Source organism: Corynebacterium sp. 20-84 (assembly GCF_053479455.1).
On sequence record NZ_JBRBCB010000003.1, the window covers coordinates 1 to 17,001 of the forward strand.

Annotated in this window: 11 protein-coding genes and 1 pseudogene; 8 read left to right on the plus strand and 4 right to left on the minus strand. The window is 56.6% G+C overall.

Going from position 1 to position 17,001, the window contains the following annotated elements; genetic code table 11:
- The 3 genes and pseudogenes from ACUY2Y_RS02705 to ACUY2Y_RS02715 form a co-directional block, all read right to left on the minus strand.
- Window positions 1-153 (minus strand): annotated as a pseudogene (locus tag ACUY2Y_RS02705) (IS256 family transposase); the annotation flags it as partial.
- 1,446 nt (window positions 154-1,599) lie between these two features.
- Window positions 1,600-3,027, minus strand: coding sequence for a MinD/ParA family ATP-binding protein (locus tag ACUY2Y_RS02710; RefSeq protein WP_448324713.1), 1,428 nt, complete (start codon window positions 3,025-3,027; stop codon window positions 1,600-1,602).
- Window positions 3,028-3,300: 273 nt separating this feature from the next.
- The gene (locus ACUY2Y_RS02715; protein WP_448324714.1) at window positions 3,301-3,423 is read right to left on the minus strand and encodes a hypothetical protein; all 123 of its coding nucleotides are present in this window, start codon (window positions 3,421-3,423) and stop codon (window positions 3,301-3,303) included.
- A gap of 126 nt (window positions 3,424-3,549) precedes the next feature.
- Here ACUY2Y_RS02715 and ACUY2Y_RS02720 point away from each other — a divergent pair, with 126 nt between their 5' ends.
- Window positions 3,550-3,906, plus strand: a complete 357-nt coding sequence (locus tag ACUY2Y_RS02720; RefSeq protein ID WP_448324715.1) for a hypothetical protein — start codon at window positions 3,550-3,552, stop codon at window positions 3,904-3,906.
- A gap of 14 nt (window positions 3,907-3,920) precedes the next feature.
- On the opposite strand, the gene ACUY2Y_RS02725 is transcribed toward ACUY2Y_RS02720, so the two are convergent.
- Window positions 3,921-5,390, minus strand: a complete 1,470-nt coding sequence (locus ACUY2Y_RS02725; RefSeq protein WP_448324716.1) for an EsaB/YukD family protein — start codon at window positions 5,388-5,390, stop codon at window positions 3,921-3,923.
- Window positions 5,391-5,470: 80 nt separating this feature from the next.
- Here ACUY2Y_RS02725 and eccCa point away from each other — a divergent pair, with 80 nt between their 5' ends.
- The 7 genes from eccCa (at window position 5,471) to ACUY2Y_RS02760 (ending at window position 16,981) form a co-directional block, all read left to right on the plus strand.
- Window positions 5,471-9,505 (plus strand): type VII secretion protein EccCa, encoded by a 4,035-nt coding sequence (eccCa, locus tag ACUY2Y_RS02730; protein ID WP_448324717.1) that lies wholly within the window; start codon window positions 5,471-5,473, stop codon window positions 9,503-9,505.
- Between the two features lie 96 nt (window positions 9,506-9,601).
- Window positions 9,602-10,372: a hypothetical protein gene (locus tag ACUY2Y_RS02735; protein ID WP_448324718.1), complete on the plus strand. Its 771-nt coding sequence runs from the start codon at window positions 9,602-9,604 to the stop codon at window positions 10,370-10,372.
- Window positions 10,362-10,688: a hypothetical protein gene (locus tag ACUY2Y_RS02740; protein ID WP_448324719.1), complete on the plus strand. Its 327-nt coding sequence runs from the start codon at window positions 10,362-10,364 to the stop codon at window positions 10,686-10,688. Before ACUY2Y_RS02735 ends, ACUY2Y_RS02740 begins: the two co-directional genes overlap by 11 nt.
- A complete protein-coding gene (locus ACUY2Y_RS02745; protein WP_448324720.1) occupies window positions 10,689-10,991 on the plus strand; it encodes a WXG100 family type VII secretion target in 303 nt (100 codons plus the stop codon).
- Between the two features lie 73 nt (window positions 10,992-11,064).
- Window positions 11,065-11,403, plus strand: a complete 339-nt coding sequence (locus tag ACUY2Y_RS02750; RefSeq protein ID WP_210572999.1) for a WXG100 family type VII secretion target — start codon at window positions 11,065-11,067, stop codon at window positions 11,401-11,403.
- Between the two features lie 47 nt (window positions 11,404-11,450).
- Window positions 11,451-11,744 (plus strand): WXG100 family type VII secretion target, encoded by a 294-nt coding sequence (locus tag ACUY2Y_RS02755; protein ID WP_210573001.1) that lies wholly within the window; start codon window positions 11,451-11,453, stop codon window positions 11,742-11,744.
- A 62-nt stretch (window positions 11,745-11,806) separates the two neighbouring features.
- Window positions 11,807-16,981, plus strand: coding sequence for a DUF6531 domain-containing protein (locus ACUY2Y_RS02760; RefSeq protein ID WP_448324721.1), 5,175 nt, complete (start codon window positions 11,807-11,809; stop codon window positions 16,979-16,981).
- Window positions 16,982-17,001 lie beyond the last annotated feature (20 nt).

The window sequence follows — 17,001 nt, forward strand, 5'->3', positions numbered from 1 at the left end:
CTGCAACAGGCCTTTGACCAGGTCGCTGGCATCATCAGCCGACGTTGACAGCTCGCTGATCAAGCTGGCGAGCTCAGGATTTTCCATCAGCTTCTCGCTGATCTCGTTGACCCTCGCCGGGTCATGGCCTTTCTTCGGTGACACCGTAGTCATTATCGGTGAAACTCCTTCTAGATCAGAGCCTCACACACAAACTTCCTGACACTCCCGTCGTGCGGGGTGTGGAAGCTATAAATCCTGAGCTGGTTCCGTAGCGCTCGCTTTTATTGGTTCATGAACCATTGCAGTAGAGCGGACAGTCCTACTGTGCCTCCGAGTAGGAGCAGGCCGATGATGGCAGAGCCAATGAGAATGCCAATTCCCCGCGGTGAAACGGACGGTTTTGAAGAACCAAAGCGAACGGCCTGAGTCAGGGCGTCGATTCTTAGCTTCTCAGCTTGAATAGCTAGGCGTCCGTCTGTTCGAGGTGGCGCGGTCGGTTCGCTCGTTTTTGCGGGTGGTTGCGTTGCAGGCTGAGGTGAGCCAACGTCGACATCGGGTTGAACCGGGGTAGCGCGGTGGGACATAGGTTTAGGTTCTCCTTTAGATCCGTCACAACCTAGGGAGGCTGTCGACGAACCGGTCAATTGCTTCGTCGACTGGATTTGGTGCTGGTGCGGGCGCTGGCGCCGGAGCAGGCGGTGGCGGTGCCACCGTGACACTGGTAACTGTCACTGGGTCCGGCGATGAGGGAGTGGGCGGCGTTGGTGGTGCCTCTGGCGAGGGCGGTGCTTCTTTGGGCTCTTCTTTCTCCGGTGTGGGAGGCGGAGGAAAGTAGCTTGTTGGCAGCGGTGGAAGTTCGCCGAGCGGCGGAATCTGTTGCTCAAGGACCTCGTCTTTCGAGGCGCCGGGCGCTCCGCACGAATTTAGTGTTACAGCCGAGACGGCTAGACAGGCCACAATTGTTAAGCTTCGTGGGTTCTTCATCGTGACAACTCGCTTGCTACCGCGTGTACGGCCTTTATTTGCTCCGCGCTATAGAAGAAGCGCTTCACACCCTCATCCCATCCTTCCGGCGACGCAGGATTGCCTGCGGAACAGAGAAGGCGGGCTGCTGTTAACGAAGCATCATCGATGCTATCCGGATTCGGTTTTCTCCCTTCCTCTACGGCTACTGAGTACTGTTCCCACCTTGATGGCATGATCTGCATTGGGCCTATTGCCACGTCGTTGACCGTGTCACCGTCGGTGGCTCCACCGTCCGTATCTGGAACGACGACAGGTGGCATCTTCATCACTCGCAAACCTCGAAGGGGTTTAGTTGTGATCCCGTTCTCGTCAACGGAGGACTCCTGCGCCCGGCCATGGTCTGACGCTACTTGCGCGATCGCAGCGATAGTCGGCCAGCCGACAGCGCAGTCTTCGTCAGCTTCGACCCGCCAAGCTGCATATGCATAGGCACGCAACTGTCGTTCAGGAATCCCATACGGCTCCGCGCGCTGTCGCGACCAATCCGATACCGCTTCGATCTCGTCGTATCGTACTGGCTCAGGGGGCTCAAGGCGTGGGGCGCAGGCGGTCAGCATGACAGCTCCAACTGCCGTAACCAGCGTCGTCAACCTAGTGCGTGGCATGGGAGTTATTCCGTGCACCAAAGTCCTGTGCCACTGTGGCGGCGAGCTCCTGATAAGCCTGCAGTGTTGGCTTTGCAAGGCGGTCAATGTCCACAGCGGAGCCCTCTGCCAGATGGCGATCATAGGGGATGACATGCACTGCGCGGGTGCGGGCCCGGAAGTGTTCGATTAGCTGGTTGAGCTCCACAGTCGGCTTTCCGGGCGCAGAGGTCGACACGACGACCACTGCGTTGGCAGCTAGCTGTTCGTAGCCGTGAAGGTTCAACCAATCGAGGGTTGCTGAAGCAGACTGAGCGCCGTCAAGCGCAGGCGATGTCACCAGCACGAGGGTGTTGGCGAGGTCTAGCACACCGCCCATTGCAGAATGCATCAAACCGGTGCCACAGTCCGTGAGAATGACATTGTAATGGTGCTGAAGGATCTCGATTGCGCGACGATAGTCTTCCTCGCTGAACGCTTCCGATACTGCGGGATCGCGTTCCGATCCGATGACTTCAAGCCGGGATGGTGCCTGGTCCGTGAATGCACGAACTTGCGGGTAACGTTTCGTTTCCTCTGCGTTCAGCAAGTCTCTGATTGTGGCAGATCCCGGAGCGACTACACGTTGTGCCAAGGTCCCGAGATCTGGGTTGGCGTCAACTGCAATCACACGGTCGCCACGCTCCTTGGCGAAAACACCGCCGAGCGCCACGGTTGTCGTCGTCTTACCAACACCGCCCTTCAAACTCATAACAGCGATGCGGTAATCGCCGTGGAGCGGTGTGCGCACGGCCTCGAGGAGGCGTTCTTGAGACAATTCCTGCTTCGACCCTCCCAGGTTGATTCGGCCACCGGTGATGCGATAGACGAACTTGCGCCACCCCTGCTTCGGTGGAGCTTTGACCGGGTTGATCAGATTGGACTGGTCGAGTGCGGTTGGAGGTGTCAGTTGTACCTGCTGATCGGGCTGTTGATTCTGGATCGGCGGTGTGTGAACGTGCGGGGACTCTTGCGGCTGGGGGTTGAACGTGGGCTTGGGAGAGTGGTTCGGATTCTGGTATTCAGGGACGAACTCTTGCCTCGTGTGAGGAACCTGCTGTGATTCTGGGGTGCGGGAATGCTCAGTTGGCTGCTGTGGCTGAACCTCCTGCTGTGGTTCAGGCGCATAATGACGCGGAGACTGCTGCTCCTGAGCATGGCGCTGCGGAGACTCGTGTACTGGCGAGTGTTGCTGCGGTTCTTGGGCGGCCCGATCAGTCGGGGAGGGCCAAGGCTGGGCAAAATTCGGCTGGTATTGTTGCGGTGCGCTGGGCTGTTCCGGTTGAGGCGGCTGTGGATTTTCCGAAGGACGCGGCTGCGGCTGTTGAGGTTGACTATTTGGCCCGTATTGGAGCCATGACGGGAGCGACTGCTCGTTGCCGGGGTGTTGGTCCACGTTTCCCTCCTTCGTTCAGCCTCGCTATTCTTAGAGAGGCTATTGGAGTCTCATGGTAGTTATAGCGAACAACTTGTCTATCTGAACTTTAGCGAAAGCGGTGATGTGCCGGTGTCAGTGTTTTCTCCGGCGGAGCTCTGCCGCAATCTGTTGGCCTCAGGAGCTATCGCGCATTCCCAGCGGGCTACCCCGCGTGATACTGACAGGCCGATGGTCATTGCCGTTGCGGCCTTGGGTGAGCAGCTGCTCACTACCTCCACTACGGCTCTAATCTCAGCAGTGCTCGGCGCCGCTGTACGGCCGCCCGTGGTAGCTGTCGATGGTGATGGAATCAACCAGCCTTTGCGTGGTGTACTTGGATCGAGTGGGGCCGGAGACTTGATCAGCTTGGCGCATCTCCCAGGCCGTGATCTAAAGCGTTCCGCTATTGAGAGCTACGCGGACACAACTTGTGCAACCCCTCTGCTGAGTGTTCGCGCTGATAATCCAGAACCGGTAGCTTCGGAGACTCTGCTGAACGTTGTGCAGCGGGTGTCTCATCGGTGGCCGGTCGTTGTCGTCGACCTGCCGTTCACCTGCGGCGGAGAGTTGATTGCAGCGGGCACAGCCATGGCGACGCACGTGGTTCTTCTTACGGATAAGTATCACCCTGGGCACCCGTGGCTGTACCAAGCCGGCCACCACCTCACTGTCCCCGCACAGAGCGGCCGCGTCACAGTGATCAAGGTGGGCGCTCAGCCAGCTGAAACCGACCCGCAGGACACCTTGACTCTTCCAGCGACCGGGATGGGCAGGAGCGCGCGCGACCGGCTTATCGTTCCTGATGATGCATCGGCCGTGATTCAGTACAACCAGCTGCTTTCTAGGCTCTACAACTAGATGCCTGAAAAGCCTTATGTGGTCGCCCAATAGTACTGGTAGAGACCCTGGCATGCCAGGATGAGTGGAATCACTGCGAGGCAAACAATAACGTCGAGGAACGAGAGCGTCCTCGCATTGCGAGCCTTTTGAACCTCGTCACGCGACGGAAGCTGCAGCACCAACATCAAAAGCAGGGTCACGATGAGTGTGGCGTACGTCGCGATCCACACCCAGAGGTCGGTTGTCGTAGAGGGACCCCACCACACATCTGGCCGAGTAATCGTCTGCCAATCTTCCTGCCCCCAACGGACCAAGGCTCCGGCAATCAATGATGCCCCGAGAATTCCCACCGAATTCAGCACCGTGATGATACGTGCGTCCGCGAATCCATTCTGACGAAGAACCGTCGCAACGACCACCATCAATGTGATCAGCCCGTGTTGCCACACCGGGCTCGTGGCAAGACACAGCACAACTCCGAGTGCTAGTGCAGCTGCAGCCCAGGCAGCTCCTCGGCTGGCTGCTTCGGCACGCCGAGAATAGGCGCGGATAGCTTCTCGTTTCACGGGGTCACCAGCGTCATTCTGACGGATCAATGTTGGAAGCCCAGTCGCGCGAAGCCCGACGGACGGGGCGATGAGCAGAATTAGGATCGGAACCCATGCCCCCCAAGCGCACACTGCGTAGATATTCGCTCCAGCCATGACAGCACCTGCCACAGCAGCCGCGAACACCGAAGCGACTGTGCAGGCCACTACACCCGCGAGTCCTCCGGCTGCCACGCGACGACCTGCTGCCCAAACCGCGGGCGTAAAGGCTATGGCTACAACCGTTACCCACCACGGCACTGCTTCAGTCGCAGGCAGGGAAGCGAAGAAAACCCGCGCCGTCGCTGCAGTCGTGTAAGGAATCGCAAAACCGAGCCAGCGCATCCAGCTGTGTCGTCTCCACACAGCGAGCCCAAAAAGCGTAAGACTGGCAATCCAGGCTGCCCCAAGCATGAACCAACTTTCAGGCGTTAGCGGTAGCGATTGGTTCCAGATTCTGGCATCGGTGGTGAGAATGGTGAGCGTCAGCACGGCAGCTACTACTCCGAAAACCCCGCTTGAGCGCACCTCCCCGGAGTATCCCCACTGCGCAGTAGCGATTGTGTTCCGGACTTCAGCCAAGGCGTCATCCACGAATGGCGTGTGTGCAGCTTCCTCACGACGCGTGAGGTACAGCTTGTCGCCGTCTTGAACGTTGAATTCTGCCAACGTGGCGTGCGGATTGATGGCGCCGGTTTTCGGCAACGACAGCACCCAGGTGTGAGTATCTGCGGTGGCGATAGACGACTGTGCATCGGTCGGCGCTCCGCTTGACGTTCTTTGTGCCTTTTCATGTTGATCCAGCAGATCGACTACGTCGGCGACGATATCCACGGCGGGCCGTGATAAAGGGAGCGAAACATCGAGTTGGCGCTCGTCGTGGAATACGCTCACGCGAACAAAAGGATGACTCATGCCCTTAATAGTTACACAGTCAGACAGGTGCGTATATCTGAGCTGAACGTTTGCGCAGCTCTGACCTAGAATGCGGGGTTATGAGCACCCGCATTGTCCATCGGCCTGCACGTCTACACAGAACTATTCCCCAGGAAAAGCCGCTGGATGTGGCTCAGATTCCTACGATTCGGGCACGCTCAGGTGGGGCTAACGTCCTCACACTTATGATGCCCATCGTCGGCGGAACCGGCATGGTTCTGATGATGATGTCGTCGGGTAATCCGATCCGAATGGTCGTCGGCGGTGTCATGTTTGTCGCGGTGATCTTGGGTGCGATTGGCATGTTCATTCGCCAGCGAACTGGCTCGCGCCGCCAGGCGGAGGAGGAACGTACCCGCTTTCTGGAACACCTCCAGGAGCTGGAGGAAGAGGTGCGTGAGGTTGCTCAAAAGCAGCAGGTTGAAGCTTTAACGCGGCACCCCCATCCACGCTCGCTGCTGGATGTCACGCGTGACCCTTACCGTTTGTGGGAGCGCCGGCGGGGTGATGAGGATTTCCTGGTTGTCCGACTTGGGACTGGAGTGGGAACGATGGCCCGTGGAATCAATGTACCACCAGCGAAGGACCCGATGTCGGTTGCCGAGCCGCTTTCGCAAGCGCACTTGGATCGGATGATGCGCAGGACGAGCACCATTGAAGGGCTGCCGATCGCGATTCCGGCACGTGGAGTCGTTTCGCTCGTTGGGCCGGCTGAAATCACTGCTGAAGCTGTTCGCAGCATTATTTCTCAGATCGCGGTGTTCCACGCACCTGACGATGTGAGACTGCACCTCGGACTACCGCTCAGCAACAATGATGATGGACAGTGGGCACTGTGGCTGCCGCACCTTCTTTCCCCTGAGTCATTCGACGGCCCGATCGGCAAACGCAATGTCTCCTATGACGAGGAGACGTGTGAGGAATTATTAGCCGAACTTGACGAGCGTGCAGAGGAACTGGCGGAACGTTCCAGATACCAGCTTGCAGAACTCGACCGTGAGCATCTGGTGTTGGTGGTGAATATGGACCACCCACACGGGAAGCTGATCAGTGCCAAGGCTGGGGCGATCCGGTCGCTTCAAGCTGCTCGGGTGACCCTGTTGGCTACTTCTTCGGTGCAACACTTGGAACCGTCGCATGTCGATGTTCGTGTGCTTTTTTCGCCAGACCGTTCGTTCAAGGTGCAGTTGCTGGACCGTGGTGAAATCCGCGAGCCTGAAAGCGGGGAAAAAGGGTATGCGGAACGTGTTCTCTACGGCGGCGACAAGGGGACTCTCGACGAGGTTAGCCCTGCTATTGCTGAAAGCGTCGCCCGGGGCGTTTCACCGCTTCGTCTCGTCGAGGATGCCTCGCCTGACTCGGCTTTGGAGCGCACGATCGCGTTAGACGACATGCTCGGGATCGCTAATTTCGCGTCCTACGACATTGAGCAAGCGTGGTCTCCAAACGGAGAACGGAGCTTTCTGAACGTTCCCTTCGGTATTGGCGCTGATGGTGAGCCGATGCGGTTGGATATCAAGGAGTCGGCTAAATCAGGTATGGGTCCGCACGGGTTGTGCGTCGGCGCGACTGGTTCAGGCAAATCGGAAGTGTTGCGCACGCTTGTTTTGTCCCAGGTGATCTGCCATCCGCCTGACCAGCTTTCGCTCGTTCTGGTCGACTTTAAGGGTGGTGCCACTTTCGCAGGGCTCGAGCCATTGCCGCATACTGCCGCGATCGTTGACAATCTTGAAGATGGAGCCGGCCTTGTGGATAGGTTGCACGATTCAATCCTTGGAGAGATCCAGCGTCGTCAACGGGTTTTACAGCAAGCCGGCAACCTGGCCAATGTGGGGGAGTACAACAAGCTCAGAGACGAGGGCAAGGTTACCGATCCTCTCCCTGTGCTTTTTGTGGTTATTGACGAGTTCGGTGAGTTGCTCGCAGCTAAACCAGACTTCATTGAATTGTTCGTCCAGATCGGGCGTATCGGCCGCTCGATCGGTGTCCATTTGTTGCTGGCTTCTCAGCGACTGGAAGAAGGACGTCTGCGCGGTTTGGAATCCTACCTTTCGTACCGCATCGGCTTGCGTACGTTTTCCGCTCAGGAGTCTCGCGCAGCGATCGGCTCAACCGCCGCGCACGAGCTGCCGCCGATCCCTGGTTCGGGCTACTTGAAAGTGGACCCGGATATTTTTGACAGGTTCAAGGCGGCGTATGTTTCTGGACCATACGAGGCAATTGAGCAAGCTCATGAGCGCGAGTTGCCGCCTGTGCCAATGCCGCTGCACCTGACAAACACCACCGAGGAATGGTTGGCGCGCCGTCAAGCTGAATTCAACACTCAATTGGACAACCAGCGTGAGGCGCAACGGGCAGCTGCCGGTGACGATGCTGGTCAGATCCCGACGACCTTGGACGTCGTTGTCAGCCGACTTGCTCCAGCGGCCCCGAGGACACGCCAGATTTGGCTACCACCTCCGCCCGCCCAAATGAATCTCGTGGACACGTTAGGTTCCGTGACAGCTACGTCTGACCGCGGTTTGAGTGCGCCTTCGGCTGGGCACATGGTGTTTACGTTGGGCGTCAAAGACAAACCGATGGAGCAGTGGCAGGGCCCATTGACACTTGACCTGTCGGGCGCTGGTGGCAATGCGGCCATCATGGGTGCGCCTCAGTCAGGGAAAACGACTGCTTTGCGCACGCTCGTCACCTCAGCGGCGCTTACCCATACGCCCCAGGAAGTGAACTTTTATCTCATCGACATGGCTGGCTCCGCTCTCACATATTTAGAGGATTTGCCTCATGTCGGTACTGTGGCGACCCGGTTTGATCAGGATCAATTGCGGCGAACTGTTGCCGAGGTCGGTGCTTTCATGGTCGAGCGTGAGCAGCTGTTCTCGGCCCATCAAATCTCGGATGTCGATGAAATGCGCCGAATGCACAAGCAGGGGCTGCTTTCGAATCTTCCCGCTGCTGACATCGTGCTCGCCGTCGACGGTTGGGCCACGCTGAGGAAAGATTATGAAGATCTAGCGGATCAAATTTCCGAGATCGCGCAGCGTGGTTTGGCATACGGCATTCACGTCGTGTTTGTCACGGGCCGGTGGGCGGATTTTCGCCTGCAGCTGCAAGCTGTGATCGGCACACGACTTGAGTTCGCGTTGAATGACCCGATCGACTCTGCGATTGGGAAGAAGGTTTCGGAAGGGCTCGTGGGTCTTCCCACCGGCAGGGCCGCAACCGCGGATGGGCTGTACAGCCAGATTGCGCTTCCGGTTCTGGGGCGCGGGTCTACCGCCAAGGGGGCAACGGCTCAGGAGACCGTTGAAACTATCGCTGAGGCCTGGCCGAAATCAAGTGCACCGAAGGTGCGTATGCTCCCTGCGGAAGTCTCGTTGGCATCGATTCGCACGTCGCACCCGACTGTGCCGCCGGTGCGATTGGGGTTGGCGGAGTCGACGTTGTCTCCGGCTCGATTCGACCCAGAGGGCGATGAGCGACACGTGTTGGTAATCGGTGACGCAAAGTCCGGAAAGACTACCGCACTGAAGACTTACATTTCCGAGATCTTGGAGGACAAGCAACCTGGCGATGTGATGTTCGGAGTGTGGGATTTGCGCCGTGGGTTGTTGGGAGCGGTGCCGGACGAGTTCCTTGGCGGCTTCGCCGGGACCAGGAAAGGCTGCGAAACTCTCGCTAAGGGCATAGCAGGAGAATTAGAGCGACGGCTACCAGGGCCGGATGTAACGGTCGAGCAGCTACGGAACCGCACATGGTGGAAAGGCCCGGAGATCTATCTGGTCGTTGATAATCTCGATAGCTTCGAAGGCAGCAGCAACCCACTCAAGCCCATCGTTCCGTTCATAAATCAGGCAGCTGACTTGGGGTTGCACATGATTGTTGCCCGCCGCTCCACAGGTATGGCTCGCGGCGGGTATGACCCGATCATGCAAGCGATACGGGAAGCAGGCGCAGCTGGAGTGCTGCTTTCCGGCGACCGCCAAGAAGGGGCGATTTACCCGCGGATTTTCCTGAAGCAACTTCCTCCGGGACGTGCACAATGGGTGAATCGAGCGGGCCGTGTGGAGATGGTTCAGGTGGCGCGCCCCTAAGAACAGACTTAAAGTGTCTTAAGCCAGTCTTTCAGGTGAGCCTAACGTGCTCTTACAAGATTCAAACGTATGTAGCTCCAACGAAAGGGTTAACGGATGGCACCTGCGGTCGCAGATGACAAGCCTTTAGTCGCGCTGCCAGAGAATGCACCTCGGCCACCATTTGTGTGGTCGGCCAGTCTGCCGACAACATGGCGCATCATTGATTTGGATCCATCGCGGATGGATTCGAATATTGCTAATTTGCTTCGCGACGATGATCTCGTTCCGGGGGTGCGGTTGAGCAGCGCACAACGCCGTGCGATGCAGCAGTCGTTGAAAGACATGGCCACCCAAGCTAGGAAAGCTGGTGTTTTGCTGGCCCTTGTGCAGCCGGGTGTAGACGACGAGGAGATTTCGGTGGTTCCTTTACTTCTTCGTTGGGCGGACTCTGCACCAGTTCCGGCAAGTGTGCTTTCCGCTCAGAAGCAGGTGGGTTCCAAAGCCGATACGAGCGTTGAACGCACGAGAGCTGGTGAAAGCTTTTTGCTTGCTTGCACCGAGGGGCAAGCTGGACCGCTTACCCAGCGGCGAACGGTCTATCACCACCAGGCATTCGTGCCGATTGCTTCCAGCACGTGGACGCTGACGGTGTCCTCCACCGCTCCCAGTGAATCCGTCAGCGGCGAAGTACGTGACATCGTTGCTAGGGTGGCAGCTAGTGTGACGGGCCACACTGAAATCTCCGCCTCGGCATCCATCCTCAGCGCCGCTGTTGAGCGTGAAAAGGGAGTCGAGACGGAAGAGAATAATGAAGTGGAGAAGCCTGGAGCGGGGCTGTCCCGTGTCTGGGTGCGTGGAGAGGGGGTTTACAATCATGCCGAGTGATTACTGGCGGGTGCCAATCACAGACCTGCAGACTATTGACGCAAAGCTCAAGGCTTTGGACGAGAGTGTGTCCTCTGTAGAAAAAGCCGCCGATGGAGCAGAAGGTGTCGATGATATTCATGGGGCGAAAATCACTTCAGCGGTAAGTGGCTTCTTTAGTGATTGGAAGGCATCCCGCGAATCGTTGCTAGACAATGTCGGTGTGCTCGGAGAGGCGGCGGGCATGATCGCTTCTACTGCGGAGACGTTCGACACGGAAGTGGCCGGCAACCTCAACGAGATGGCAGGGCAGCTTCGTCCCGGGGATGGTGCGTAGATGTCGGCTGGTGTTTACGCGTTTCGTACATCTCATGCGGACGGCGGCTCTGCCGACATCTTGTCGGTGATGGATCGTATCCGCGGAATTATTGACAGCATTCACAACGACGTAGATGCGCTGAAGCCTGATTGGGAAGGGTCTGAAGCGGAACTCTACGACGACATCAATCGGGAGTGGCGGAAAGCTGCTCGACAAATCAACGACATCCTCAACGATGTTTCTAAGGCTCTCACCAGTATCAAAGATGCAAATGGTGAGGTGCGTACCCAAATCCAAACGGAGCTGGACAACATGACCTAGACCATCTCAACGGTTGGGTTGAGCCAGCTTCGAATCTGTCCAGACAGTACAGCTTCAAGAAAGGAATATTTCCATGTCCCAGTCGAACGAGATGTCCGTTGAGCACTCAGCGGTTTCTTCCCACGTTTCTTCCCTCCAAGACAACCACAGCCAGCTAAAGACGCAGTCGAGTCAGTTCCTCTCCGCGATCGAACCACTGAAGAACTCCTGGAAGGGCACCTCGGTAGCCGCATGGGAGAACATGACGAATGCGTGGCACGACAACATGGAAGATATCAATAATGCGCTTGAACAGCTGACTGGCCGTGTGGAACAGGCCGGTAAGGACTACCAGGCTGGCGAGGAAGAGCAGACGTCGATGCTTCAGCAGCGTTTCGCTGGCATGGAATTCAACAACGGTCCGATCCTCTAATCCCAATCCACCACATACCCAGATCTAATTCTTAAAGGAGCGCCATTATGGGTGTTTATGCGTACAACCGTCAGGATGCGGAGCAGACCGCTGATGATCTGAACAGTGTCATGGACGGCATTGAGTCGACGCTGTCTGAGATGGAATCCGATATCCAAAAATTGTCTGCTGGTTGGGAAGGTTCCGAGCAGGAGACTTACCGCGGTGTTCACGGAAAGTGGACCTCTGCGGCACAGAACATCAAGTCGATTCTGGGCCAGGTTCGTTCGGCCCTCGACGAGAATACGTCGGCTGTGACTGAGACTCGTTCCCGCGCTTCTCAGTCGCTTGTTGGTGAGTAGTCCGTATTAAGTAAAACTAGCTTCCCGATTCGGGTCCTGATTGCGAAAGGTCGCTACGAGTAATGCCTGTGCCGAGTTTGCCGCCGTTTTTCACCTTCCGTCCGGATAATTTCCACATTGGAGGCAGCGTATCGACGTTGATGGCAGCTGCCGTTCGGTGGCGTACCTTCGGTGACAGCGCGCTTGAGGCGGCCTCCGCGATGCGGTCGATCAATGATGGCGGCTTTGAGGGGACAGAGGGCGACAGGTTCAGGGAGCTAGTTAACAGTGATTTCCCGGCGAACCTGCAGGTGACGGGTGATGCTCACGTTGGTGTCGCCGACGCAATCTCGCGCTATGCGACATTGTTGAGTGAGCGTAAGGCGGAAATGGCGACGCTTGAGACCACCGCTCGCGGCAGTCATGCGGCTGTCAATGCTGCCGCTGCTAATGTCAACGCTGCTGAGGCAGCTCTGGCGGCCGCTCCGGATCCAGCGTCGAAGTCGGCCGCGGCGGCCGCGTTGGCGGCGGCGACCGCAGAACATCAAGCGGCGCTCGGCGTCTGGGAAGGGAACCTTGCAACCGCGCAGAGTATCCGCACCATGCTCGGAACAGATGCTGAGGCACAAGCTGCCATCATTGATACGCAGTCGCGCAAAGCGTTCAAGGACAACCCGAAGCCGTGGGAAGCCGCATGGGACGCAGTGAGCGATTGGCTGAACGAACACGGGGATATCCTGAGCTTCATCGCGGATGCACTACAGATTGTCGGTGCGATCGCGATGTTCATCTGCCCCGTTGTCGGTGCTGTACTGCTCGGCATTGGCGTCGGCTTGAAGGGACTTCTGGCAGCAGCTGGTGTGGTCAGCTGGGGTGAATTCGCTTTCGACCTGGCGACTGCTGGCCCGCTAGGGGTGTTAGGCAAAGCCGTAAAAGCTGGGAAGTTAGGCACCACAGCGGCCAAAGGCCTGAACAAGGCGTCGAGCTTGGGGACTAAAGCAATGTCGTCGGTGAAGTCCGCTGCTATCAGGACCGCACTGAAGACTGCCGACGGGGTCAATAGTGTTGCTGGCGAGAAAATAGCTAAAGATTTCTACAGCACAGTCACTAGAGGCAGGGAAGTGTGTTTCGGTCTTGAGCCCGTTGATATGGCTACGGGCAACATGATCGATTTTCGGACCGATGTTTTTATCGACGGAGCATTGCCGATTGCAATCAACCGTAATGCGAACACTAGCCATGAACTCGGCCGTGCTCTTGGCCCTCGTTGGGTTTCGACAATGGACATCCGTCTCGAGATTTGCGCTGATGAGGTGCTAATGCTGTCGCCTGACGGCGCTCTGTTGACGTTCCCGGCGGCACCTACCGACGGTTCGGAGGTTCGCGCGGATGGACGCCCATGGCTTCTTTCTTATGCCGACGGTGCATACCGGATTCGAAACATTGCGGCCGGATTGACCTATACTTTCCGCCTATTCGAAATTGAAGGTCACGGTGCGGATATCGCATCCCCCGGTGTCAAAGATGAATCTCCCTCGCTGGGAGGTTCTTATGTGGCAGCGACAATTCCGAGTGGATCCTTGGCGGCGACTATCGATTCTGGAATCGAAATCGGGCTTTCCAGTGTGGTTCACCATACTGGGGCCTCGATTGATTGCACCTGGGATGTAGCCACAGGGCACATGGTGCGTATGCGCCGCAGCGATGACACAATTCTTGACCTTGAATGGGATAAAGCTGTTGGCCGCGTGGCCCACGTTTATGTTTCGAACCCGTCAACCCACCCGGATGAAGATCCGTTGAAACTAATCTCCTACGAATACGATGCTTACGGGCAATTGATCCGTGTCATCAATTCCAATGAAGGTGCGTTAAAGTACCACTACGACGAGCTTGGGAGAATCAATTCGTGGACCGACCGCAATGGGGTGTCTTACTACTACAGGTTTGACGCGCTCGGCCGTGTGCACTCTCAGGTCGGTACCGGCGGCATGTTCCCGAACATTGTCTATTGGGCCGATGATGAAGGCGATGACGCGCCAGAGGGCGGTCGACTTTGCGTGGCGATTGAGACCGCTGGCGAGTTTAAAGGTGATCCGCTGGAGTTGGGCGACAGCATTGTTGATAAATATTTCGCTCGCCTCGAGGAATTACCTCTCTACAATGCGCTCGTCGAGGGAGGGCTGACAGCTGCAGGCATGACTGGGCGTGGGCGAACTTCGCTTCGTGATGACGAAACCTGGACTGTTCCGGATGAGTGGTTGCATGATGATTTTCTTGGTGACATTCGCCCGACAGTTTTTCGCTCAACCGCTGCCGGTGATGTTTGGAGAATAGTTACGCCTGAAGGCGCGGTTGAAGATGCTTCCTACGACCATTATCATTCGTGTACTTCACACACGAATTCGGCCGGAGTAACAACAAGGTATTTCTATTCTGAGGACGGAGTGCTCACTCGGGTCAATCTGCCCAATGGTACGAGCATCGCTATCGAGGCTGGTGAATGGGGAAAGCCCGTTCGCTATATTGGCGCAGATGGTCATGTGACCGAATACGAGGTTGACTCTTTTGGCCTCGTACGATCTGTAGCTTCTCCGTCAGGTGCAACGACGAACTTTGACTATGAGATGCGCCCGAGCGGCATCGTCCCCCGGTCCACGACATACTCTGATGGTTCAACCACTTTCACTGAGTGTGACGATGCGGGCCGGGAAACGGCCTCTGTAGATGCTGCGGGTCGGCGAACCAGCAAAATACTTGATGTTCGAGGTCAAGTCATCGAGATCATCGATGCTGTCGGTGCGACGACCCTTTTTGAATACACCCCTGAAGGTTGGCTTACGCGAGTTGTTCGTCCTGACGGATCCTCCAATGTCGCCACCTATGACGGGGAGGGGAACCGTACATCGTTTACAAATGAGATCGGGGCAACTAAGCACACGAAATACACGGTTTTTGACGAACCAATTTCAACGACAGATGCAACTGGGGCTGTCACTCGTTTGGAATACAACACCCAGATGCAGCTGGTCCGCATCACAAATGCAGATGAGATGTCTTGGACGTTCTCCTACGATCTTGACGGTCGAACCGCGAGAGAGGTGGACTATAACGGCTTTGCCACCACAACTAGCGTAACTCCGGATGGTTTGCTGATGAGTTCCACATCAGCGGCGGGCACCACCACTCTCTCCAGATATGCGGACGGGCGGATCAAAACGGTAGCCGATGCACTTGGTGTGACACAATACAGGTATGACGACTTTGGGACATTAACGCAGATCGCAGGGCCTGAAGCTACGATTGACTATGTAGTTGACGATCTTGGAAAATCTCAATCGGAGATAGTCACACTTAAGTCCGGTGAGTCCACGACATACAAAAGAACGTTTAGCCAAACTGGGCAAATCGGTCAAGAACTTCTACGTCTCCCGCTCGGCGATGCGCTTTGCACCCAACACTATTTTGACTCCAACAGTGAAATATCTGAAGTCGCGCACCTTTACAAAGAGGATGGATCTGAATTCTTCGAGACCGTCGCAGAGATTTCGCTGGGTGTTGACGAACGTGGCTACCGAAATCGGCTAACCGTCGGAGCGCTGAATCGCAGATTCGAGACAGATGCCCGCGGTCGCACCATTGGGGACACACTGAGTGTCCTCGACTCCTCTGTCCAGGGAGGACTGCGCACGGTCGCTTCGCGGATGTTTAATTGGCGAGGTGACGGTGCTCTCGATTCCAGTGTCGATTACCTTCGGGGGATCACAGATTACAAACTCGATGTGCTTGGTCGCGCTACGGGTCTGACCAGGGAACTATCGACAGACACGAAATGCGAAACCGTTGAACACGCATCGAGGGCAAACGAGTCATATAGCTTTTCCCCTGCTGGTAGGTTGACATCGGTTGATACTCAGGCTGACTTGGACGGTGTCAGCCGTGTAAATAATGTGAAAGAAGAGCATCTAACGGCTTCTGTTCGGTCAGATCATTTAGGAAGGCTCTATTCGGATTCGGGAATCGAATTTAAAGGGACACTGCCGAAGAGGGTTGGACGAACTACCTACACCTACGATGCCGCTGGTCGAGTCGTGAAATCTGTAACTAAGCGCATCAGTAAGAAGCCGTTGATTCATCAGTTTTTCTACGCAACTGGTGAGCAACCTATCGGATTTACTAGCTCCGAGGAACCCGGAGTGGGTTATCGTTACGCGTATGATCCCTTAGGGCGTCGCGTCGCCAAAGAACGAGTTGACACCGCTTCGGGAGAAGTTCTGACTCGGTGGGTGTTTGTCCATGCGGGCGACCGGCTTGTTGCTGAACAAATCACACACGCTTCTCCAGCGACTGTCCCACTTGCTAATTCAGATGCCGCTTTCCGCTATCAGCTAGGGGCTGGGCACGTGTGGACTATTGATCCTCTCACAGGGGATCTTACCGGCCAGCTCACCCTCGCTACGGTCCGAGAAAGCAACCCGTCAGCATGTCCGGATGCACGGGTCGAAGCTAGATTTAATTTTCTCATGGCGGACCTTGCCGGCGCGCCACTGGAAGTCGTAGATCCGGATTCTGGTGTGATGACCGGTTACGCCACCCAAACTCTGTATGGTGTTCGAGCTTGGCATGGCGAGGACGAGCCTCCGCTTCTCTTCGCTGGGCAATACATCGATCGTGAATCCGGATGGGCATATAACAGATACCGGTATTACCAGCCATCTGCTGGGATCTACAACGCTCAGGATCCCTTAGGGGTCGCGCCCCAGGTTGCTTCGGCGCAGGGGTACGTGACCCATCCTGGTAATTGGATCGATTTTCTGGGATTGCAGGCATATGAACCTGCTACGTGGGATGAAGCGCGGCAAATCTGGACCGGAAAATATTCAAACGCCACGGAGCTGAATGCAAGGGCTCTGCGTGAAAATATGACGAGCGCAGGGAAGCTCGCTGCTCCGGGAGACCAGGCGCACCACATGATCCCGGCACGACTTAATCGCGGACATATGGAGCAGTGTCGTCAGATTTTCGATAAACACGGGCTGAACTTGAACGACGCAGCCAACGGCGAATACTTGCCCAATACGAAGATGGACAAGGATTTTCGTCTCGGTCACCATGGTAGCGGTGTCCACAGCAACCGGGAATCTCGGGCAATACACGAGTATATTAAGGGTTCAACTGACAAGGACGATCTGGTTAAGAAGCTCGGTCAGATCAGTGACATGCATCAGAGCGGACGTCTCTTGTCTGATTTTATGTAGCCAAGCTGGAGGAGTTAAAC